We start from the raw sequence: 19696 nt of genomic DNA on the forward strand, positions 1-19696 counted from the left end.
AAGTGAACAAAAACGATAAAAAGAAAACACAAACAAACATCAATTTCAATTAAGTGTTGAGAATAAAAAGAAAAACCATTTGAAATTGGCTTAGATTTCTTGTTTGGAAAGCTGTGCGTAAAAAAATATAAGGAGGCAGTATGAAAGTATTTCTAGCATCTGATATGGATGGTAAAGGGCTAAAAGATGCCCTAGTTGAAGAAGTAAAGAGACTTGGCTACGACTATGAAGACCTCACAGAAGAAGGTTTTGACCTAGTTGATAGCTCCAAGGCCGTATGCCAAAAGCTACTTGAAGTAGATGGCATGCTCACATCAGGCTCTGATGACCAATCAGTAGGCGTGGTTATCGATAAGTACGGAGCAGGTTCTTATATGGCTTGTTCAAAACACAAGGGAATGATTGCCGCAGAAGTTAGCGAAGAAAGATCAGCCCTCATGACAAAAAGACACAACGGTGCAAGAATCCTAGTTATGGGCTCAGCCATAGTAGGTGAAGAACTTGCCAAATCATGCTTAAGATCATTCTTATCTCACGGTTATGACGGTGGCCGTCACCAAATAAGAATTGATATGCTAAACAAAATGCTTTAAGGAGGTCTTTTATGAAAATAGCTTTAGGATGCGATCATATTGTAACAAGTCTTAAGATGCAGGTATCAGACCATCTTAAGAGTCTAGGCCACGAAGTTTACGACGTAGGATGCTACGATAACACCAGAACCCACTACCCAATCTACGGCAAAAGAGTCGGCGAACTTGTAGGCAGCGGTGAATGTGACCTAGGAGTAGTGCTTTGCGGTACAGGAGTTGGAATAACAACAGCTGTAAACAAGGCTTTTGGAACCAGATGTGCCCTAGTAAGGGATGTAGAAACAGCAAGAGCAGCCAAAAGAGAATTAAATGCCAATGTAATAGGCTTTGGCGGAATGATTGTTGGAAAAGACTTGGCTCTTGAAATCGTAGATGGATTCCTAGAAACTCAATACGAGGAAAGCCCTGAAAGGGAAAAAATAATCGAAAAGATAATGGCAATCGAAGAATCCTATAAAGAGGATAAAGAAAAACAAGTTGCAAACCCAGAATTTTTCACAGAATTTATTGAAAAATGGGACAGAGGCGAATATCACGATTAATTAGGAGTAAAAAATGACAAGCGAAAAGAATTTAACAAGACAAGAAATTGGTATGATTGGTTTTGAAATCGTAGCCTATGCTGGAGATGCTAGAAGCTCACTATTAGAAGCAATCAAATGTGCAAAAAAAGGTGAATTTGACAAAATTGACGGCCTTGTAAGAGATGCTCAAGAAAACCTAAACATAGCCCACGCTAAGCAAACAGAAATGCTAGCCCTAGAGGCCCAGGGAAAAGATCTTGAAATCGGATTTATCATGATTCACGCCCAAGACCACCTAATGACAACAATGCTTCTTAAGGATATTGTCTACGACATTTGCGAGATTTACAAAAAATAAAAAAGAGGTAAGTGATGAATAAATTAGTAGAAAGAATAGAAAAGTTTAAACCTTTCTTTGAAAAATTATCAAGAAATATATATCTAAGATCTATTAGAGATGGATTTATCGCTGGTATGCCAGTGGTATTATTCTCAAGTATTTTCATTCTTATTGCTTTTGTGCCAAACGCCTTTGGTATAGTTTGGAGTGATAAGACTGTAGAAATGCTTATGAAACCTTACAATTACTCTATGGGTATCCTTGGTTTCTTAGTAGCCGGTACAACAGCCAAATCCTTTACCGATATGGTAAATAGGACAATGGATAGGAGAAAACAAATAAACTTCATGTCTACCATGCTTGCGGCTATGATTGGATTTTTAATCCTTTCAGCAGATCCTGCAGCAGAAGGCGGATTCCTAAGTGGATTTATGGGTACAAAGGGCCTTATTACAGCCTTTATCGCAGCTTTTATAACAGTAAACATTTACAAAGTTTGTATGATAAATGAAGTTACAATAAAGATGCCAAAAGAAGTGCCACCAAACATTTCTAGGGTATTTACAGATTTAATTCCATTTTCACTTGCCATAGTACTTCTTTATGGAGTTGATATTATAGTAAGAAATATGACAGGAAATAGTGTGGCTGAGTCAATTAGTTTGGGACTTGCTCCACTTTTCCAAGCTGCAGATGGTTATCTTGGTTTAACATTTATCTTTGGTGCTTATGCATTTTTCTGGTTTATCGGTATCCACGGACCATCAATTGTAGAACCAGCTATAGCAGCAGTTTTATATTCAAACGCAGAAATAAACCTAAGCCTAATGCAAGCAGGCCAACACGCTGATAAGGTAATTACAGCCGGTACACAAATGTTCATAGTAACAATGGGTGGTACTGGTGCAACCCTTGTAGTGCCATTTATATTTATGCTTCTTGCGAAATCAAAGAGAAATAAGGTGGTAGGAAGGGCATCAGTAGTGCCAACCTTCTTTGGTGTAAACGAACCAATCCTATTTGGTGCACCAATTGTACTAAACCCAGTTTTCTTTGTGCCATTTATCTTAGCTCCAATTGTAAACGTATGGATCTTTAAGTTCTTTGTTGACACACTAGGCATGAACAGCTTTACAGCCAACCTACCTTGGACAACACCAGCTCCACTAGGAATGCTATTAGGACTTAACTTCCAAGTTAAGGCAATAATTCTAATCTTTGTTCTGATAATAGTTGATACTCTAATCTACTATCCATTCTTTAAGGTTTATGATGAAGAAATCCTAGAAGAAGAAAGATCTGGAAAGACTGATGGTTCAAGCGAATTGCAAGAAAAAGTAAAGGCTAATTTCAATACAGAAAAAGCTGATAAGATTTTAGCGGAAAATAAAAAAGAAGAAACACCAGCAGAAAAAGACGCCTTAAAGGCAGATGGGGATGATGATAAACCAATAAATGTCCTCGTACTATGCGCAGGCGGCGGCACAAGCGGACTTCTTGCCAACGCTCTTAACGAAGCGGCAGAAGAATATGGAGCCAAAGTCACAGCAGTAGCAGACAGCTATGGCGCTCACAGGGATATTTTGCCAGACTTTGACCTTGTAATCCTTGCCCCACAAGTTGCTTCAAACTATGACGATATGAAACAAGAAACAGACCCACTTGGAATCAAGTTGGTTAAGACCCAGGGAGTTCAATACATCGGACTTTCTAGGGATGGACAAGCTTCACTTGATTTTGTAAAAGAAAGTATGAAATAATGAGAAAATTACCTAATGATTTTATATTTGGCGGCGCAACAGCTGCCTACCAATGTGAAGGTGCGACAAAAACCGATGGCAAGGGACCGGTAGCCTGGGATAAGTATCTTGAGGAAAATTACTGGTATACTGCAGAGCCAGCTAGCGATTTTTATCACAAATATCCAGTAGACCTAAAACTTGCTGAGGAATTCGGTGTTAATGGAATCAGAATTTCTATAGCCTGGTCTAGGATATTCCCACAAGGCTTTGGAGAAGTCAACCCAAAAGGTGTTGACTTCTACCATAGGGTCTTTGAAGAATGTCACAAAAGAGGGGTGGAGCCATTTGTAACCCTCCACCATTTCGATACACCAGAAGCCCTTCACTCAAATGGGGACTTCTTAAATAGGGAAAATATCGAACACTTTGTAGACTATGCCAAATTCTGTTTTGAAGAATTTAAGGAAGTAAATTTCTGGACAACCTTTAACGAAATAGGACCGATAGGCGATGGTCAATACTTGGTAGGGAAATTCCCACCAGGTATCCAATACGACTTGGCCAAAGTTTTCCAATCCCACCACAATATGATGTTAGCCCACGCCAAGGCCATCCTTGCCTACAAGGAAGGTGGCTATGATGGGGAAATCGGAATTGTACACGCTCTTCCAACCAAATATCCATTTGATCCGACAGATGAGAGGGATGTGAGGGCGGCAGAACTTGAAGATATAATCCACAATAAGTTTATCCTAGATGCAACTTATCTTGGAAAATATTCTGAAAAAACCATGGAAGGTGTAAAACACATTCTTGAAGTAAACGGAGGAAGCCTTGATATTAGGGATGAAGATATTGAAATCCTAACAAAGGCTAAGGACCTAAACGACTTTTTGGGTATTAACTACTACATGAGCGATTGGATGGCCCACTTTGATGGGGAAACAAAAATCACCCACAACGGCAAAGGCGACAAGGGTGGTTCAGTTTACCAAATCAATGGAGTTGGCCAAAGAAGGTTTGATGTAGACGTGCCAAGGACCGATTGGGATTGGATGATCTATCCAAAAGGCCTCTATGATCAGATTATGAGGGTAAAAAGAGATTATCCAAACTACAAAAAAATCTATATCACAGAAAACGGCCTAGGCTATAAGGATAAATTTGAAGATAATACTGTCTATGACGATGCAAGAATTGACTATATCAAACAACACTTTGAGGCAATTTGCGATGCCATAGATGACGGGGCTGTTGTAAAGGGATACTTCCTATGGTCACTCATGGATGTATTCTCTTGGTCAAATGGCTATGAGAAGAGGTATGGCCTTTTCTATGTAGATTTCGACACCCAAGAGAGATTTCCAAAGAAATCTGCTTATTGGTACAAGGACCTCGCAGAAACTAAGGAGCTTAAATAAGACTTAACAAAAGCTTCGAGGAATGGAAAAGCAAATGTTAAAAGAAGAAAGACAAAAAATAATTCTAGATAAGCTAAAAGAAAATGACATTATCCAGGTTTCTCAAATGACAGACCTTCTTGATGTGACAGATATGACTATAAGGCGCGATCTTAAGGAGCTTGAGGATAAAAACCTCCTTGTCAGAATCCACGGCGGGGCGAGCAAGGTTGAAAAAGCAAGGTCCAGAGAGTTTTCAAACGAAGAAAAACTCCTCCAAAACAAGGACCTAAAGATAGAAATCGCCAAGAAAATCAATGAAATCATGGCTCCTGACCAAAATATTTTCCTAGGTGCAGGGTCAACCATAGAATATGTTAGCGAATTTATTGGAGAAAAGAAACTCAATATTTTCACCAATTCACTCTACCTTTTTAGGAAGTTAGTCTTTCTTGATAATGTGAATATTAAGCTAATTGGAGGGGAATTTAGGAGGGTGACAGGGGCCTTTGTTGGTCCCCTAAGCCTTGATCTTGTTGCAAAGATGAGGTTTAACCAGGCCTTTATTGGTGTAAACGGTATTAATAAAGGCAAGGCCTACACCTACAGCCCAGAAGAAGGAATTTTGCAGAAGATGATTTTGGATAATTCCTTTGATAGGTACTTGGTAGCAGACTCCTCCAAGCTTGGCTATGAAGACTTGTATCATTTTTATAATATAGAAGATGCAAGATTTATTACAGATTCTAAAATAAGTCCGGACCAATCCAGTGAGATTGAAAAATATACGGAAATAATTAGATAAAATTAAAAAAAGCCTTATAATAATGGTAGTGACCATTTAATATATAAAGGAGAAAAAATGATATTAACTATTACAGCGAATCCTTCTGTAGATATGTCCTACCAGCTTGATAAGCTTAATATAGACGGTGTCATAAGGACTGATAAGGTTATCAAACACGCAGGAGGTAAGGGTATCCATGTTGGTTATGTCCTTCATGATTTGGGTGCAGATGTTGTCCACTCAGGTTTTGTCGGAGGCAAGCTTGGTGAATTTATAGAGGAAGGTCTCGAACAAAGAGGTCAAAAATCAAAATTCATTAAGATAAAAGAGCCAACTAGAAATTGTCTTGCAATCCTTCACGAGGGAAAACAGACAGAAATCCTTGAGGCAGGTCCAACTATTAGCCAGGCCGAAAGAGAAGAATTTATAAGGAAACTCGACGATATAAGCGCAGGTTGCTCTGTAATTTCTATGTCAGGGTCCCTACCAAAGGGTCTTGATTCAAGTTTTTATGAAGAAATCATAGCCTACGCAAAAAAGCATGGCATCTTTGTTGCTGTCGATACATCTGGACAGACCTTAAAAGATGTCGTAAATGCTAAAATAAAACCAGATTTAATCAAGCCAAACGAAACTGAAGTGGCAGATTTGTTGGGCGAAGAAATCACCAAAGACAATATCAAAGACGCCCTAAAAAAATCTCCTCTAAGCGAGATAGAATACGTAATTGTATCTCTCGGATCAGAGGGAGCAGTTGTTAAGGCGGGAGATAGGATCTTTAAGGCAAGCGTGCCAAGGGTTACCGCAGTAAATCCTGTTGGCAGTGGTGACTCATCTCTTGCAGGAGCAATCTTTGCCATTTCCAAGGATAAAAAAACTGAAGAAGTGATCAAAACATCAATGACATGTGGACTTTTAAATGTTTTAACAGAAGAAATAGCCCACATAGAAATAGAAAAGTTTGACGAGTATTTTGAAAAAATTCAAGTAGAGGAGATAAAATGAAAATATCGCAAGAAAAATTAGCGAACCTAAAAAAATTAGTAAATGAAGACGGAGCCATAGCAGCCCTAGCCATAGACCAAAGAGGCTCTATGGAAAAAATGATGGAAAAAGCAAACCCAAGCCTAAACAACGTAGAAGGCATAGGAAGCTACAAGGAATTAGTATCAAAAGAACTAACTCCATACGCATCATCAATCCTCCTAGACCCAATCTATGGAGAAAAGGGAATCAAAGCCAAAGATGCAAACGCAGGCCTCATCCTATCATATGAACAAACAGGCTATGACGAATACGACGAAGGAAGACTACCACGTCTAATCGACTTCATGAGCGTATTAAGAGCTAAAGAAATGGGAGCAAACGCAATAAAAACCCTCCTATACTACGACTGCGACGACGAAGAAAAAACCAACAACATCAAAAAAGCATGGGTAGAAAGAGTAGGCTACGAATGTGAAGGACTAGGCCTCCCACACTTCCTAGAAATCATCACCTATGACAGAAACATGGACTCAGAAAAGAACGCTGAATACGCAAAAGTAAGACCACACAAAGTAAACACCGCCATGAAAGAATTCTCAAACCCAAGATACAAAGTAGACGTATTAAAGGTAGAAACACCAACAAACATGAACTTTGTAGAAGGACTAGGCAAAGAAGAAGCGGTTTACACTAGAGAAGAAGCAATCAAACACTTCAAAGAACAATCTCTATCAACTGACCTCCCATACATCTTCCTATCAGGAGGAATCACAGCAAGCCTCTTCCAAGAAACACTAAAACTTGCCAAAGAAGCAGAAGCAAACTTCAACGGAGTTTTATGTGGAAGAGCAACATGGAAAGACTCAGTAGAAATCTTCGGCAAAGACCAAGCAGAAGCTAAAAAATGGCTAGAAACAGCAGGCAAGGAAAACATCCAAACCCTAAACGAAGTATTAAAACAAACAGCTCATTCTGTATTTGATAAGATAGAAGAATAATAAAGCGAAAAGCTCTGGGAAACCAGGGCTTTTTTTAGTAAAATTTAGATTAATCTATAAAATAAAAAACAAAAAAGGTATTATGATAAAGACAAGCAGAAATAATAAATGAACCTATAAGGAGACACCTATATGTTTAATAACCTAGAAGACATCCTAAGAGACCTATCCCAGGGCCTTTTCCTTCTATCAATTCCTGTCAATATCTTGTATTTTTCCTTGACCAAGCTTGATAAAAAACTTGATCAAAAACTAGGAGATAAAAATGACTAGGGAAGAAATTTTATACATATTTTTGTCATTGGCTTGGGGGATGATTCTAGTAGTTGGAATAGTAAGGGTGAAGAGATTATTAAAATCAATAAATGATAAGATTGATAAACTTTAATTAGGAAAACAAGGATAATTTCAAGAAAACGGGTATATATTTATTGGCAAGTATTAGTTAAAAATATGGCCAAAGCTAAGAAAGTATAAGTTATAAAATCATTCGAATACAAGAAGAGAAAGAAAAAAATTATGGAAGAAAAGGAAGTAATAGAAAAATTAAAGGCGGATCCTAGAAATAAAGCATATACAGACAGGGGAATTGGTCCGATTTTTCAATTTAATAGAAATTCTAAAATTTTGATAATTGGACAAGCTCCTGGGAAAAGGGTTGAAGAAACTGGTATTTTATTCAATGACAAGAGTGGGGAAAATCTCGTCAAATGGCTTGGTATATCGGAAGATGCCCTCCATAGTGAAGATTTTTCTATAATTCCAATGGATTTTTATTATCCCGGCAAGGGAAAATCAGGCGATAAGGCACCTAGATCTTTTATTGCAAAAGAATACCATCCCTTATTATTAGATGAATTAAAGAATGTTAGGCTAAGAATTTTGATAGGGGCCTATGCCCAAAAGTTTTATTTTAAGGATAAATTTAAGAAAAACTTAACCGAAACTGTAAAATCCTATGAAGACTTTCTGCCAGAATATTTTCCCCTAGTTCATCCAAGCCCCTTGAATAACAGATGGATGGCAAAGAATAAATTTTTTGAGAAAGAAGTTTTGCCAAAATTGAAAGAAATTGTTGGAGAAATTTTATAATACGAGATAAAATTGATATTATAGAAAGGAAGATATAATGAAAAAAATCAGCGCAAATATTTTAGAAGGTAAATTTGAACATTTGGTAGACGAAGAAAACTTGCAGATAACACATTTACAGATAAAAAAAGGCGAGGAGGTTCCAAGCCATAAGTCAGATAAAAATGTAGTAGTTGTAATTTACAAGGGAAAAGTAAATTTCACTGGAGAAAATGGGAAAGAGATAATTGTCCCAGGGGACATAATTACTATGGATCCTGATGAAATGCACGCCCTAGAGGCCCTTGAAGACAGTGATTTGATGGTTATTAAGGCTAGGATATAGATGTTGAGACTTTAGGTTAATAATTATATAATTTTAGCTTATTAGGTATAAAGAGAGGGGCCATTGACTCGTCTCTTTTTTGCTTTCATGTTTATTTACAAAATTAAAGATGGTTAATTTTACCAAGCAATGAATAGGTAAAATTTTTTTAAAAATTAATGGTAATTACCACTAAAAAAGGGTATTAATTTAATATAAGGTTTATTAAAAACTAGGGAGGATTTATGGAGAGATTTAAGAAAATTATCATAATCATATACCATATTGCCCTTATTGTTATTGCCTCTAATGCTTTGGCTACTAGAAACAACCTGCTGATTAGACTGTTGGCGGCTATAGTTTTGGTTGTAAGCCTTAGCAAAATCTTTAAAAAGGAAACGTGGACAAGTTTATTTGCTATTGATGCAAACAAGATTAGTTAGACATGCTACTATATATTAAAAGGAGGATTTATGTTTTACAAGGCTGATTATTTTGTTTTAGAAGACGCTATGCTTGAAGATTATTATATGGAAGTCGAAGACGGGGTCATTGTTGGATTTTCCAAAAATGAACCGGGCGACTATGAGTATTTGGGAGAGATTGTGGCTCCTGGTCTTGTCGATACCCACATCCATGGTTACCACGGCAAGGATATTATGAATGCCGAAGAAGGGGCCTTAAATGTGATTTCTAAGGGACTTTTGGAGTGTGGAGTTACTAGCTTTTTACCAACTACCCTTACAGATTCTAAGGAAAAGACAGATGCAGCTCTTAAAAGAGTTGGACAAGAATACAAGGATGTAGAAGGGGCCAAGGTAAGGGGAGTTTTCCTTGAAGGACCATTTTTCACTGAGAAATACAAGGGCGCCCAAAACCCAGCCTACATGTCAGATCCAAAGATTGACTATTTAAAGGAATGGATTGAACTTTCAGATGGTTTGGTAAATAAAATCGCCATCGCTCCTGAAAGGGAAGGTGCAGAGGACTTTATTAAAAAGGCCAATGCCATGGGCGTTAGAGTTGCTCTTGGCCATTCAGATGCAAGCTTTGACCAAGCTGTGGCTGCTGTTGATGCTGGGGCAAATATTTTTGTCCACACCTACAACGGCATGAGCGGTCTTCATCACAGAGAACCTGGCATGGTTGGCGCTGCTATGTCTACAGATGCTATTTCAGAGCTAATTTGTGACGGCCACCATGTAAATCCAAATGCTGCAAATATCCTAATGAACGCTAAAGGTAGGGATAAGATTGCCCTAATCACTGATTGTATGAGCGCTGGCGGCATGGCTGATGGGGACTATATGCTAGGAGATTTCCCTGTTAGGGTTGAGGGCGGCACAGCTAGGCTTAAGGATGGCGGCTCTCTTGCAGGTTCCATCCTTAAATTAAAGGAAGCTGTTAAAAACGTGATTGATTGGGAAATTGCTGATATTTTTGAAGCCATTCAAATGGCAAGCCTTGTGCCAGCCAAGTCTGTTGGCATAGATGATGTTTGTGGCAAGCTTAAGGAAGGCTACTCTGCTGACTTTATAGTTCTTGATTATGATATGAACCTAGAAAAAACATTTTTAAATGGCAAATTAGTTTATAGCAAATAATATAAAATATTTAAAGCTTCTCAGAAATGAGGAGCTTTTTTATGTAGGATAATGATAATCGTTATTGACAATCTTTTGAATTTTTATTATAATTATAAGGGTTAATTAAATAAATAACTAACTAACAATAAGCTTTAAATAGCTTAGGATAATTATTATATAAATTTGGAGGAATTATGAAAGTAAAACATAAAGTAAGCTTAGCTCTAGCCTTATTATTGGCGATTAATATAGTGCCTGGAAGAGTAGATGCCAGCCAGGTAATGGAAGAGATGCCTAAGCAAGAAACTATGAGTGAAGAGAAGGATGTTGAAAATCCTATATCACTTAGTGACGAAGCCACACAGGATGATGAAACAAAGGCTTTTGAGGAAAAAGTTGCTAAGGCTAAGGAAGAACTTAAAAAATATTTAGACTCAATGGATGAAGAATCTGTTGATAATCCAGCTATAGCCTACGAAGGACAAACCAAGGAAGATATCAAAAAGGCCATAGCAAGGGCAAAAGAGCTTTTAGCTGATGAATCTATAGACCAAGCTAAGCTTGAAGAAATGGAAAAGATTCCTTTTAAGAAAGTAGATGGCAAGAAACAAGGTTTATTTAGAGACTACACCCATAAGGCCTTGGTAAATTTTGAAGTAGTGGGTGAGAGGACAAATAAGAATCCTCACAACAATAAAGCCTATGTAGGACTTAGGGATAATAAAATCAAGATCAAATCAAGCTTTAAGGGCCTAAAAAAATCTGGAGAAAGCAAAAATAAATTTATAAAATTAAACTATGTTACAGAAGCTGATTATCAGGCAATGAAGCTTGATGGAGTATCAGCTGCAACACCAAAATACAAAAAACAAGAACTCCCTCAAGATGATTACATAATAAGGGAAGTAGAAGATGGCTATGAAATAGAAATCACCAAACTACCTGCAGATGCGAAATTCATCAAACCTGTAGCTCTAGTTAAATTTGCTGATGGAACATATTTTGAAAATGGTGATATAGTCTATGTCAAAAACGAAAAATCATCAGCTAAGCCAGCAAAGGCTGAAAAAGTAGATCAAAAGAGCGGAGCTACAGAAAAGGCAAGCGAGAAAAAAGAAGAAAAACTTTCAAGCAAAAAAGCTAAGGAAGTTAAGAAGGCAGACTCAACAAGCGAAGCTACAAAGAAAGATAAAAAAGAAGAAGCTAAAGTAGGAGCTAAAGCTGCAGCCAAAAACGCAAAAACAGGCGTGGCATCTTCAATAGCAGCTATCCTAACTCTAGGAGCAAGTTCAACAGCTCTCTTTGCAAGTAAAAAAAGAAAATAATATTCTAAAGAGTCCTTGGGACTCTTTTTTTTTAAAAAATCATTTATAGGTCCTGTATATTTATTTGGAAAAACCGTTTGCTTGGTTTATAATAAGCTTATAAAGCATTTTAAATTTAAGTAAAGCAAAAGGAGATAGAGATGACAGATTATAGGATTGAAAGAGATTCTTTAGGAGACCTTAGGATTCCAAAAGACGCTTATTATGGAGCAAATGCCTATAGGGCCTACGAAAATTTCAAAATTACGGGCAAGGCTATGGACCCATATTTTATTAGGGCTATTGTTGAAATCAAAAAGGCTTGTGCCATTCAAAATAACAAGGTTGGCATTCTTTCAGATAAGAAAAGCAAAGCTATTGTTGCCGCTTGTGATGAGGTTTTGGCAGGCTCATATATAGGAGACTTTATCGTTGACCCTATCCAAGGTGGAGCAGGAACTTCTTTTAATATGAATGCCAACGAAGTTATTGCAAATATTGCAAATGTGGCCCTCGGCGGGACTCTTGGTCACTACGAACATATCCACCCAAACGACCACGTAAACCTCGGCCAATCCACCAACGACGTTATACCGACAGCTGGCAAAATCGCTATAATTCGCTATATAAAAGACCTTGCGGAAGATACAGAAAAACTAATCGTAGCCCTTGATAAAAAGGCAGAATACTTTGACGACTATGTAAAAATGGGCCGCACCCAGCTTCAAGATGCTGTTCCAATCACCCTTGGCCAAGAATTTAAGGCCTATTCTAGGGTTGTGGAAAGGGGACTTTTGAGGTTTAAAAAGGCCATCGAAGAGCTTTCTTCAATCAACCTAGGCGGCACAGCTGTGGGAACTGGCCTTAACGCTGACGATGATTTTGTTGAAAATATCGACAAGGTCCTAAGGGAAATCACAGGTCTCGATTTAAAACAAGCAGAAGATTTGATAGACTCCACCCAAAACCTAGATGGATTTTTATTCACTTCTTCAGTTTTAAAAACTTTTGCAGCCAGCCTTTCAAAGGTGGCAAATGACCTAAGACTCCTATCTTCTGGTCCGACAACAGGTATTTCAGACTTCAACCTACCAGCCAAACAGGCAGGATCTTCAATCATGCCAGGCAAGGTAAACCCAGTAATACCAGAAGTTGTAAACCAGGTTGCCTTTTTGGTTGTAGGCAATGACCTAACAGTAACCATGGCAGTTGAGGCTGGTCAATTAGAGTTAAACGCCTTTGAACCTATAATTTTCTACGCTCTAATCCAGTCAATAACAAGCCTTAGGGGAGCAATTCACACACTCACTCTTAATTGCATAGAAGGCATCACAGCCAACAAGGAAAAACTAAGGGCCAAGGTAGAAAATTCTGTAGGAATCATCACCGCCTTTGCCCCACACATTGGTTATGATATGGCTTCAGCTATCGCCAAACAATCAATGAAGGAGTCTAGGCCAATTAGGGAGATAATTCTAGAAAAAGGCCTCATGACAAGTGCTGAGGTTGATAAGATTTTAGACTATAGAAAGATGACCAAACCTGGCATCTTAGATGAAGAACACATGGAGACACACTAATGAATTTTAGGATAGAAAAAGATTCCATGGGGGAAATCAAGGTCGCAAATGACAAGGTCTGGGGAGCTCAAACCCAGAGGTCTTACGAAAATTTCCCACAAGGAGTGGCAATCATGCCCCTTGAGCAAATCAAATCCATGGTTATTGTTAAAAAGGCAGCGGCAATAGTAAATAATAGCCAGGGCAAACTTGATGATGTCTATAAAGATGCCATTGTTGAAGCTTGTGACAAGGTTTTGGCAGGTGGCTATGAGGACCAATTTCCACTTACAGTTTATCAAACAGGGTCAGGCACTCAGACAAATATGAATGTAAATGAGGTTATAGCTCATTTGGCAAACCAAATTTTGGGTCAAGACCTAATCCACCCAAACGATCACGTCAATATGAGTCAGTCAACAAATGACTCATTTCCAACAGCTATCCACCTTACAAGCCTAAAGATGATAAATGAAAACTTACTTCCAGAAGTTGATGCTCTAGCTGATGAATTTTACAAAAGAGCAGAGGACTTTGAGGGAATCATAAAAACTGGCAGGACCCACCTCCAAGACGCAACTCCTCTTAAGCTCTCAGATGAAATTAGAACTTATGGGGACCTTATAAAAAGGGACGGGGACTATATTAGAGAATCCGCCAAGGCCTTGGAATTTTTGGCGATTGGCGGCACAGCTGTGGGCACAGGCCTAAATACCAAGCAAGGTTATGATGTGAAAATGGCTGAAGTCTTATCAGAACTTACAGGCCTAGATTTAAAGGCTGATTCAAACAAGTTCCTCCAATTATCAAGCAAGCATGGCATGGCTAAGGCCCACGGTGCAATCAAAATCCTTGCCTCAGACCTATTAAAAATCGCTGAAGACATAAGATTTTTATCATCAGGTCCAAGGACAGGCATTGGCGAATTAATTATTCCGTCAAATGAGCCAGGCTCATCAATCATGCCTGGCAAGGTAAACCCAACCCAGGTTGAGATGCTCGCTATTATTTGCCTTGAAGTAATGGCAAATGACCAGGCAATAACCATGGCAAATGGTCTTGGCCAACTCGAGCTAAATGCCTATATGCCGCTAATAATTTACAAGATGGTGGATTCTGTAAAAATCTTATACAAAGGACTTCATTCCTTTAATATCCACCTAGTTAAAGGCCTTGTGGCAAATGAGGAGAAAATTCAAGAAAATCTTGAAAAATCCCTCATGCTTGTGACAGCCCTTTCCCCACATATAGGCTATGATAAGGCAAGCCAGATGGCAAAATTTGCCCATAAAGAAGGGATAAGCCTCAGAGAAGCCAACCAAAGGCTTGGCTTTGTGACAGATGAAGAATTTATAAAAATAGTAGATCCAAAAAAGATGGTGTAAATGAAAGAATATATCAAAAAAGGCTCTTGGAATGACAGAGCCTTTCAATTTTTAAACAAGTTAATTGCTGACCACGGCAGGGATAATCCGGCCTATAATCCAGAAAAAAAGCCCTTTGCAGTCTTTGATTGGGACAATACTTCCATAATCGGAGATGTGGAAGAGGCGGCATTTTTCTATTTGGTGACACAACTCGCTTTCAAAATAAATCCTGAGGACCTTTACCATATAATTAGGAAAAATGTTGATAAGGGAGATTTTAAAGACCTTTATAAAAACCTTGACGGAAATCCTGTAAATATAGACCAGATTTCAGCTGATATTTACGATGTCTATAAGAGACTTTATGGAACTTCCGACAGGCTAGGTGGCGACGTTCCTTTTGATCTTATCAAAGAAACCAATGCCTATAAAGAATTTGTGGCTAAGATGTTCTTCCGCTACAAGGCGGCTGAATATGACAAAGATGCCAGAGATCCCTATTGCTGGATGACCTTTCTTTTTACAAATTACAAGCAAAATGAAATTGAAGAATTTTGTGATAAGGCTTTTAAATTTGTAAAAAAAGAGGAGGCGAGAAGGGAGATTTTCACATCTCCAGAAATAGAATCACAAGCCGGTAGGATTTCTGTTTCTTATTTTGTAGGCATGGGCGATATTCCAGAAATGGCCGATCTTTTCCACACTCTAGAGCGAGAGGGTATTGATGTGTACGTCGTTTCTGCATCCTTCATTGACATAGTAAGGGCTTTTGCTACTAAAAATTCCTATAAATTTGATGGGGAAAAAGTCCTTGGCCTAAGGCTTGCCAAGGATGAGGAAGGCAAAGTCATCCCAGAACTCGACCACTCTTATCCCCTTACCCAAAAATCAGGCAAGTCAGAAACCATTAAAAAATTAATTCAAAATGAAACTAACTATGGGCCAATCCTAGTTGGCGGCGACAGCGACGGTGACTACGCCATGCTCACTGATTTTAAGGAAACTGATTTGGGTATAATTATTGATAGACAGAGGCATGGAGAGATTAATAAGCTAAAGGACGAGGCCCTAGCAGGGTCTAGGACCTATATCCTCCAGGCCAGAGACCAATATGGGAAGAAATTTATCAGAGAAGAAAGGTCAATTTAATGTATTTTGAAGACTATGAAATAGGGACGATCTATAAAGATATAGAGCCTATCAGTTTTACAGAAGAAGAGTTAATTTACTACGGAGAAAAATACGACCCAAGACCAATTCATACCGATAAAAAAGCTGCCGAAAAATCTCCCTTTGGCCAAATTATAGCTCCAGGATCTTTTTCCAATATGGCTTTTTGGGGCCAGTGGGTAAAGACAAAAAATGACAAGGAAGGGATGATAGCAGGGATTGGAATCTCATATGCCAGGTGGCACAAGCCGGTATTTGCCAATGTAAAATACACTATAGAAGTAGAAATTATTGACAAAAAGATTTGGAAAGAAGGTAAAAATGGCCAGGTCACTTTTATGATGAGGGCCTTTGATCCCCAAGGCGACCTTGTAAGTGAATACAGTCCCTATGGATTGGTCCGCTGTAGGCAAAATTAAATAGGAATTATTTAAAAGATTTTTTAATTTTTGAAAAAACAAAACTCAACCTAGGTTTTATAAAAAAACTAGGAAAAGGTGTGTAAATGATTGTTAATAATTTAATTAGCCAAAATTCTTAATAAAATATTTTTCTAAAATTATATAAAATGTAAGGGCATACAAAGTGAAAAATAAGGCGTTTTAGATATATTGGGAAAATTCGGTTTTCAAAAATTATTACAAAAACCCTCTTAAAGGTGTTGACATAAAGGTTTTTATCATATATAATTTTAACTGGTAGAAAGAATGGTTTTCTTAGAGATGACCAAATTTATAAAATTTTTTTATTTTAGGGTCTGGGGCTAAGATTCTAAAATATTTTCATTTCTATTAATTTTTTCTACCAAATTGCAAAGGTTTACATATTAAATTAAAAAACAAGGAGAGAAAAATGAAAAAAATTGGTTTAATTCCAAGAATGTTACTAGGTATTCTTCTTGGTATCCTAATCGGTAGATATTTACCAGAATCAATAGTAAGAATTTTTGTGACATTTTCATCTATCTTTGGTAACTTCTTAGGATTCATAATTCCACTTATGATCTTAGCATTCGTTACTAAGGGTATAGCAGACCTTGGAGAAGGTGCTGGTAAACTACTTGGTATTACAGTAGCTATAGCTTATTGTTCAACACTTGTTGCAGGTTCTGCATCATACTTTATGTCAAGAGCTATATTCCCAAACTTTATCAGCCAAGAACAAGTAGCCGCTATCCAAGCAGCAGATGAAATCAAACTTGACCCATATTTCACCGTAGAAATAGCACCATTCTTCACAGTAACAAGTGGTATTATCTTCGCATTTATGCTAGGTATTTGTATTTCATGGTTAAGAAAGAAAGGTTCTGGCCAATACCTTTACGGTGCAGTTGATGAATTTAACCAAATTATTACTCAAGTATTAGCAGTAGCAATAGTTCCAGTTCTTCCATTCTTTATCATGGGTAACTTCGCAAAGATGGCCTTCACAGGCTCTGTATTTGCAGTACTTTCAATATTCTGGAAGATATTTATCTGCATCATAGCCCTACACCTAATCTACATTACAATAATGTTCCTAGTTTCAGGTTCATATACAGGCAAAAACCCATTTGCTATGCTTAAAAATGAGCTTAGAGGCTACTTTACAGCAGTTGGTACCCAATCTTCAGCAGCTACAATTCCAGTAAACTTACAATGTGCTGAGGCAAACGGTGTATCTAAACCAATCAGAGATTTTGTAATTCCACTAGGAGCTACAGTTCATATGCCAGGTTCTATGATTACAATTACAGGTTGTGTCTTCACAATCCTAACAATGTACAACATGGACCACTCATACGGCCTAATGATCCAACTTATAGGTATCCTAGGCGTAGCAATGGTAGCAGCACCAGGTGCACCAGGTGGCGCAATCATGTCAGCTCTTCCATTCCTACCAATCGTAGGTATTAGCCCAGAGTCTGCAATGGCATCACTTGCTATTTCCCTATACCTAACCCAAGACTCATTTGGTACAGCTGCAAACATCTCAGGTGATACAGCTCTAGCAGTAGCAGTAGATAAATTCTACCACAAAAACATATTAGGCGACAAAGACTGGGTAGCAGATCCAGTTAAATAAAAGTATAATTTTTGCAAATTAGGGGATGTTAACAAAGTATTAATGATAAGTTAATAGGGTTAACAGCCCCTTTATAATTTTGAAAAGGAGATATTATGGCAGTAAATTCTTCAGTATTTGACATAATGGGACCAATAATGGTTGGCCCATCAAGTTCACATACAGCTGGAGCTTGTAAAATAGGTAATATTGCAAGAAGGATGGTAGATAGGAACTTCAACGAAGTTGATTTTTACCTCCACGGTTCCTTTGCCAAAACCTACAAAGGCCACGGCACAAACAGGGCACTTGTAGGAGGGGTATTGGGTTTTGAACCAGACGACGACAGGATAATAAATTCCTTCGACTATGCGGACGAGGCTGGGATCAAATATGAATTTTTTGAAACAGACCTTGGAGATGTCCACCCAAACACAGTTAGAATCGTCTTTAAATACTCAGATAGGACTCCACTTGAAGTCCAAGGCTCATCTATAGGTGGGGGAGCGATTGTAATCACAAAGATAAATGGCAATGCTATTGAATATAAGGCAACCAAACCAACCCTCTTTATGGCCTATGGCGAACAAAAGGGAGTAATTGCCCATGTATCAGGCATCCTCTTTGAATATGGCTACAACATCCACATGATGAAAACCATCAAAGACGGCGATAATGTAATGCTAGTTTGTGAGCTAGACGAACCACTAAAAGAAGGCATCCTTGAAAAAATCAGGGAAGGCAAAGACTTCACCTTCTTGAAATATATAGGATAGGATTAAATATGCTTACTACAATGAAATTATTAAAGGAAAGATGCAAGGAAGAAAATCTTAACCTTTGGCAATTAGCCATAAAAGACGAAATAGAAAACACAGGTAAAACCGAAGAAGAAATCTTCGCAAGGCTACAAAAAACCCTAGACGTAATGAAGGCTTCAGCAAAAAGAGCCCTAGAAGAAGACGTCAGAAGCGTGACAGGCATGACAGGCGGCAACGCAAAGAAAATGCACGAATACTTTTTAGGCGGCAAATCAGTCCTAGGCGAAACACCAGCCATGGCCATGGCCTTTGCCCTATCAACATCAGAAGTAAATGCAGCCATGGGCAGGATTGTAGCGGCTCCAACAGCAGGATCAGCAGGTATCATCCCTGCAACAATGATGACCATGCTAAATAAATACGACTACGACGACAGAAAACTTTGCGAAGCCCTACTTGTAGCTACACAAATTGGCCAGGTAATCTTTGATAACGCAACTTTTGCAGGTGCAGAAGGTGGGTGTCAGGCAGAAACAGGATCAGCATCAGCCATGGCAGCCGCAGCAGTATGCTACCTAAGAGGCTACGATGTAGAAATCCAAGAAAATGCAGCAATAGCAGCACTTTTAAACATCATGGGCCTAATCTGTGACCCAATCGGAGGCATGGTAGAATTTCCATGCAACTTAAGAAATGCCAACGGCATCATGAACGCCTTAGCAAGTGCAGATATGGCCATGGCAGGGGTAGAAATGTTTGTAACATTCGACGAAGCAGTAGAAGCTATGAAAAGAGTAGGAGACAGCCTACCAGAAAGACTCCGTGAAACAGGCGAAGGCGGAATCGCAGTGTGCCCATCATCAATAAGACTAAAGAGAAAATATATAGATAAACTTCCTGAAGAGGAATAAAATAGCTTATAAGAAATCGTGTTGGTAGAAGTTGGTAAAACTTCTTCAAGCACGATTTTTTTATTAAAATAAGAGATATTATTAACAAATATCCTATAATTATAAGGATTTATAAATGATTGAATATAGGTGTAGATAATTACACTTATATACATGAGGTCTAAAAGATTTTTTTCTATTAGTATAGGAAGATAAGGGCTTAGGCAAATAAATCTTGTGGTTTTATAC

Annotated in this window: 22 protein-coding genes; all 22 read left to right on the forward strand. The window is 38.2% G+C overall.

All coding sequences use genetic code 11. The annotated features are described in order from the left end of the window. Nucleotides 1-140: 140 nt before the first annotated feature. The 22 genes from AC1EJ5_RS04215 (at nucleotide 141) to sdaAA (ending at nucleotide 19468) form a co-directional block, all read left to right on the forward strand. Nucleotides 141-593, forward strand: a complete 453-nt coding sequence (locus tag AC1EJ5_RS04215) for an RpiB/LacA/LacB family sugar-phosphate isomerase (protein ID WP_223418565.1) — start codon at nucleotides 141-143, stop codon at nucleotides 591-593. 11 nt (nucleotides 594-604) lie between these two features. Continuing rightward, a complete protein-coding gene (lacB, locus tag AC1EJ5_RS04220) occupies nucleotides 605-1135 on the forward strand; it encodes a galactose-6-phosphate isomerase subunit LacB (protein ID WP_308748573.1) in 531 nt (176 codons plus the stop codon). A gap of 13 nt (nucleotides 1136-1148) precedes the next feature. Beyond that, a complete protein-coding gene (locus AC1EJ5_RS04225; RefSeq protein WP_223418570.1) occupies nucleotides 1149-1475 on the forward strand; it encodes a PTS lactose/cellobiose transporter subunit IIA in 327 nt (108 codons plus the stop codon). 14 nt (nucleotides 1476-1489) lie between these two features. Beyond that, nucleotides 1490-3217, forward strand: a complete 1728-nt coding sequence (locus AC1EJ5_RS04230; protein WP_308748574.1) for a lactose-specific PTS transporter subunit EIIC — start codon at nucleotides 1490-1492, stop codon at nucleotides 3215-3217. Continuing rightward, entirely contained in the window at nucleotides 3217-4620 is a 1404-nt protein-coding gene (gene lacG, locus AC1EJ5_RS04235) for a 6-phospho-beta-galactosidase (RefSeq protein ID WP_308748575.1), read from the forward strand. The genes AC1EJ5_RS04230 and lacG overlap by 1 nt, the downstream gene beginning before the upstream one ends. A 34-nt stretch (nucleotides 4621-4654) precedes the next feature. Further along, nucleotides 4655-5404, forward strand: a complete 750-nt coding sequence (locus tag AC1EJ5_RS04240; protein WP_479814751.1) for a DeoR/GlpR family DNA-binding transcription regulator — start codon at nucleotides 4655-4657, stop codon at nucleotides 5402-5404. A gap of 57 nt (nucleotides 5405-5461) precedes the next feature. Further along, the gene (locus AC1EJ5_RS04245) at nucleotides 5462-6391 is read left to right on the forward strand and encodes a 1-phosphofructokinase family hexose kinase (RefSeq protein ID WP_479814753.1); all 930 of its coding nucleotides are present in this window, start codon (nucleotides 5462-5464) and stop codon (nucleotides 6389-6391) included. Beyond that, on the forward strand, nucleotides 6388-7371 hold the full coding sequence (locus AC1EJ5_RS04250) for a tagatose 1,6-diphosphate aldolase (RefSeq protein WP_479814755.1): 984 nt from the start codon (nucleotides 6388-6390) through the stop codon (nucleotides 7369-7371). The genes AC1EJ5_RS04245 and AC1EJ5_RS04250 overlap by 4 nt, the downstream gene beginning before the upstream one ends. A 132-nt stretch (nucleotides 7372-7503) precedes the next feature. Then, nucleotides 7504-7644, forward strand: a complete 141-nt coding sequence (locus AC1EJ5_RS04255) for a hypothetical protein (RefSeq protein WP_479814756.1) — start codon at nucleotides 7504-7506, stop codon at nucleotides 7642-7644. Further along, nucleotides 7637-7759 carry a hypothetical protein gene (locus tag AC1EJ5_RS04260; protein WP_479814758.1) on the forward strand — a complete coding sequence of 41 codons (123 nt, stop codon included), beginning with the start codon at nucleotides 7637-7639 and terminating at the stop codon, nucleotides 7757-7759. Before AC1EJ5_RS04255 ends, AC1EJ5_RS04260 begins: the two co-directional genes overlap by 8 nt. Nucleotides 7760-7890: 131 nt before the next feature. Next, nucleotides 7891-8463, forward strand: a complete 573-nt coding sequence (locus tag AC1EJ5_RS04265) for a uracil-DNA glycosylase family protein (RefSeq protein ID WP_479814760.1) — start codon at nucleotides 7891-7893, stop codon at nucleotides 8461-8463. 37 nt (nucleotides 8464-8500) lie between these two features. Beyond that, the gene (locus tag AC1EJ5_RS04270; protein WP_311486862.1) at nucleotides 8501-8788 is read left to right on the forward strand and encodes an AraC family ligand binding domain-containing protein; all 288 of its coding nucleotides are present in this window, start codon (nucleotides 8501-8503) and stop codon (nucleotides 8786-8788) included. Between the two features lie 224 nt (nucleotides 8789-9012). After that, entirely contained in the window at nucleotides 9013-9210 is a 198-nt protein-coding gene (locus AC1EJ5_RS04275) for a hypothetical protein (RefSeq protein ID WP_479814762.1), read from the forward strand. A 30-nt stretch (nucleotides 9211-9240) separates the two neighbouring features. Further along, nucleotides 9241-10371 carry an N-acetylglucosamine-6-phosphate deacetylase gene (gene nagA / locus AC1EJ5_RS04280; protein ID WP_479814764.1) on the forward strand — a complete coding sequence of 377 codons (1131 nt, stop codon included), beginning with the start codon at nucleotides 9241-9243 and terminating at the stop codon, nucleotides 10369-10371. A gap of 176 nt (nucleotides 10372-10547) precedes the next feature. Then, complete coding sequence (locus tag AC1EJ5_RS04285) at nucleotides 10548-11678, forward strand: sortase (RefSeq protein ID WP_223418596.1); 1131 nt, start codon at nucleotides 10548-10550, stop codon at nucleotides 11676-11678. Between the two features lie 140 nt (nucleotides 11679-11818). Next, nucleotides 11819-13237: an aspartate ammonia-lyase gene (locus AC1EJ5_RS04290; protein ID WP_479814766.1), complete on the forward strand. Its 1419-nt coding sequence runs from the start codon at nucleotides 11819-11821 to the stop codon at nucleotides 13235-13237. Then, on the forward strand, nucleotides 13237-14601 hold the full coding sequence (locus AC1EJ5_RS04295) for a class II fumarate hydratase (RefSeq protein ID WP_479814768.1): 1365 nt from the start codon (nucleotides 13237-13239) through the stop codon (nucleotides 14599-14601). The genes AC1EJ5_RS04290 and AC1EJ5_RS04295 overlap by 1 nt, the downstream gene beginning before the upstream one ends. Then, nucleotides 14602-15732: a haloacid dehalogenase-like hydrolase gene (locus AC1EJ5_RS04300; RefSeq protein WP_479814770.1), complete on the forward strand. Its 1131-nt coding sequence runs from the start codon at nucleotides 14602-14604 to the stop codon at nucleotides 15730-15732. After that, complete coding sequence (locus tag AC1EJ5_RS04305; RefSeq protein ID WP_223418606.1) at nucleotides 15732-16172, forward strand: MaoC family dehydratase; 441 nt, start codon at nucleotides 15732-15734, stop codon at nucleotides 16170-16172. Before AC1EJ5_RS04300 ends, AC1EJ5_RS04305 begins: the two co-directional genes overlap by 1 nt. 433 nt (nucleotides 16173-16605) lie before the next feature. Further along, entirely contained in the window at nucleotides 16606-17817 is a 1212-nt protein-coding gene (locus tag AC1EJ5_RS04310) for a dicarboxylate/amino acid:cation symporter (RefSeq protein WP_479814772.1), read from the forward strand. A gap of 95 nt (nucleotides 17818-17912) precedes the next feature. Next, a complete protein-coding gene (sdaAB, locus tag AC1EJ5_RS04315; RefSeq protein ID WP_209774468.1) occupies nucleotides 17913-18572 on the forward strand; it encodes an L-serine ammonia-lyase, iron-sulfur-dependent subunit beta in 660 nt (219 codons plus the stop codon). 8 nt (nucleotides 18573-18580) lie between these two features. Then, nucleotides 18581-19468 (forward strand): L-serine ammonia-lyase, iron-sulfur-dependent, subunit alpha, encoded by an 888-nt coding sequence (gene sdaAA / locus AC1EJ5_RS04320; protein WP_479814774.1) that lies wholly within the window; start codon nucleotides 18581-18583, stop codon nucleotides 19466-19468. Nucleotides 19469-19696: the final 228 nt, after the last annotated feature.

This window comes from Anaerococcus sp. C0059F3 (genome assembly GCF_056590475.1).

Coding starts and splice junctions, on each gene's coding strand:
- AC1EJ5_RS04215 (WP_223418565.1), top strand. CDS start 141: ATGAAAGTATTTCTAGCATCTGATATGGATGGTAAAGGGCTAAAAGAT.
- lacB (WP_308748573.1), top strand. CDS start 605: ATGAAAATAGCTTTAGGATGCGATCATATTGTAACAAGTCTTAAGATG.
- AC1EJ5_RS04225 (WP_223418570.1), top strand. CDS start 1,149: ATGACAAGCGAAAAGAATTTAACAAGACAAGAAATTGGTATGATTGGT.
- AC1EJ5_RS04230 (WP_308748574.1), top strand. CDS start 1,490: ATGAATAAATTAGTAGAAAGAATAGAAAAGTTTAAACCTTTCTTTGAA.
- lacG (WP_308748575.1), top strand. CDS start 3,217: ATGAGAAAATTACCTAATGATTTTATATTTGGCGGCGCAACAGCTGCC.
- AC1EJ5_RS04240 (WP_479814751.1), top strand. CDS start 4,655: ATGTTAAAAGAAGAAAGACAAAAAATAATTCTAGATAAGCTAAAAGAA.
- AC1EJ5_RS04245 (WP_479814753.1), top strand. CDS start 5,462: ATGATATTAACTATTACAGCGAATCCTTCTGTAGATATGTCCTACCAG.
- AC1EJ5_RS04250 (WP_479814755.1), top strand. CDS start 6,388: ATGAAAATATCGCAAGAAAAATTAGCGAACCTAAAAAAATTAGTAAAT.
- AC1EJ5_RS04255 (WP_479814756.1), top strand. CDS start 7,504: ATGTTTAATAACCTAGAAGACATCCTAAGAGACCTATCCCAGGGCCTT.
- AC1EJ5_RS04260 (WP_479814758.1), top strand. CDS start 7,637: ATGACTAGGGAAGAAATTTTATACATATTTTTGTCATTGGCTTGGGGG.
- AC1EJ5_RS04265 (WP_479814760.1), top strand. CDS start 7,891: ATGGAAGAAAAGGAAGTAATAGAAAAATTAAAGGCGGATCCTAGAAAT.
- AC1EJ5_RS04270 (WP_311486862.1), top strand. CDS start 8,501: ATGAAAAAAATCAGCGCAAATATTTTAGAAGGTAAATTTGAACATTTG.
- AC1EJ5_RS04275 (WP_479814762.1), top strand. CDS start 9,013: ATGGAGAGATTTAAGAAAATTATCATAATCATATACCATATTGCCCTT.
- nagA (WP_479814764.1), top strand. CDS start 9,241: ATGTTTTACAAGGCTGATTATTTTGTTTTAGAAGACGCTATGCTTGAA.
- AC1EJ5_RS04285 (WP_223418596.1), top strand. CDS start 10,548: ATGAAAGTAAAACATAAAGTAAGCTTAGCTCTAGCCTTATTATTGGCG.
- AC1EJ5_RS04290 (WP_479814766.1), top strand. CDS start 11,819: ATGACAGATTATAGGATTGAAAGAGATTCTTTAGGAGACCTTAGGATT.
- AC1EJ5_RS04295 (WP_479814768.1), top strand. CDS start 13,237: ATGAATTTTAGGATAGAAAAAGATTCCATGGGGGAAATCAAGGTCGCA.
- AC1EJ5_RS04300 (WP_479814770.1), top strand. CDS start 14,602: ATGAAAGAATATATCAAAAAAGGCTCTTGGAATGACAGAGCCTTTCAA.
- AC1EJ5_RS04305 (WP_223418606.1), top strand. CDS start 15,732: ATGTATTTTGAAGACTATGAAATAGGGACGATCTATAAAGATATAGAG.
- AC1EJ5_RS04310 (WP_479814772.1), top strand. CDS start 16,606: ATGAAAAAAATTGGTTTAATTCCAAGAATGTTACTAGGTATTCTTCTT.
- sdaAB (WP_209774468.1), top strand. CDS start 17,913: ATGGCAGTAAATTCTTCAGTATTTGACATAATGGGACCAATAATGGTT.
- sdaAA (WP_479814774.1), top strand. CDS start 18,581: ATGCTTACTACAATGAAATTATTAAAGGAAAGATGCAAGGAAGAAAAT.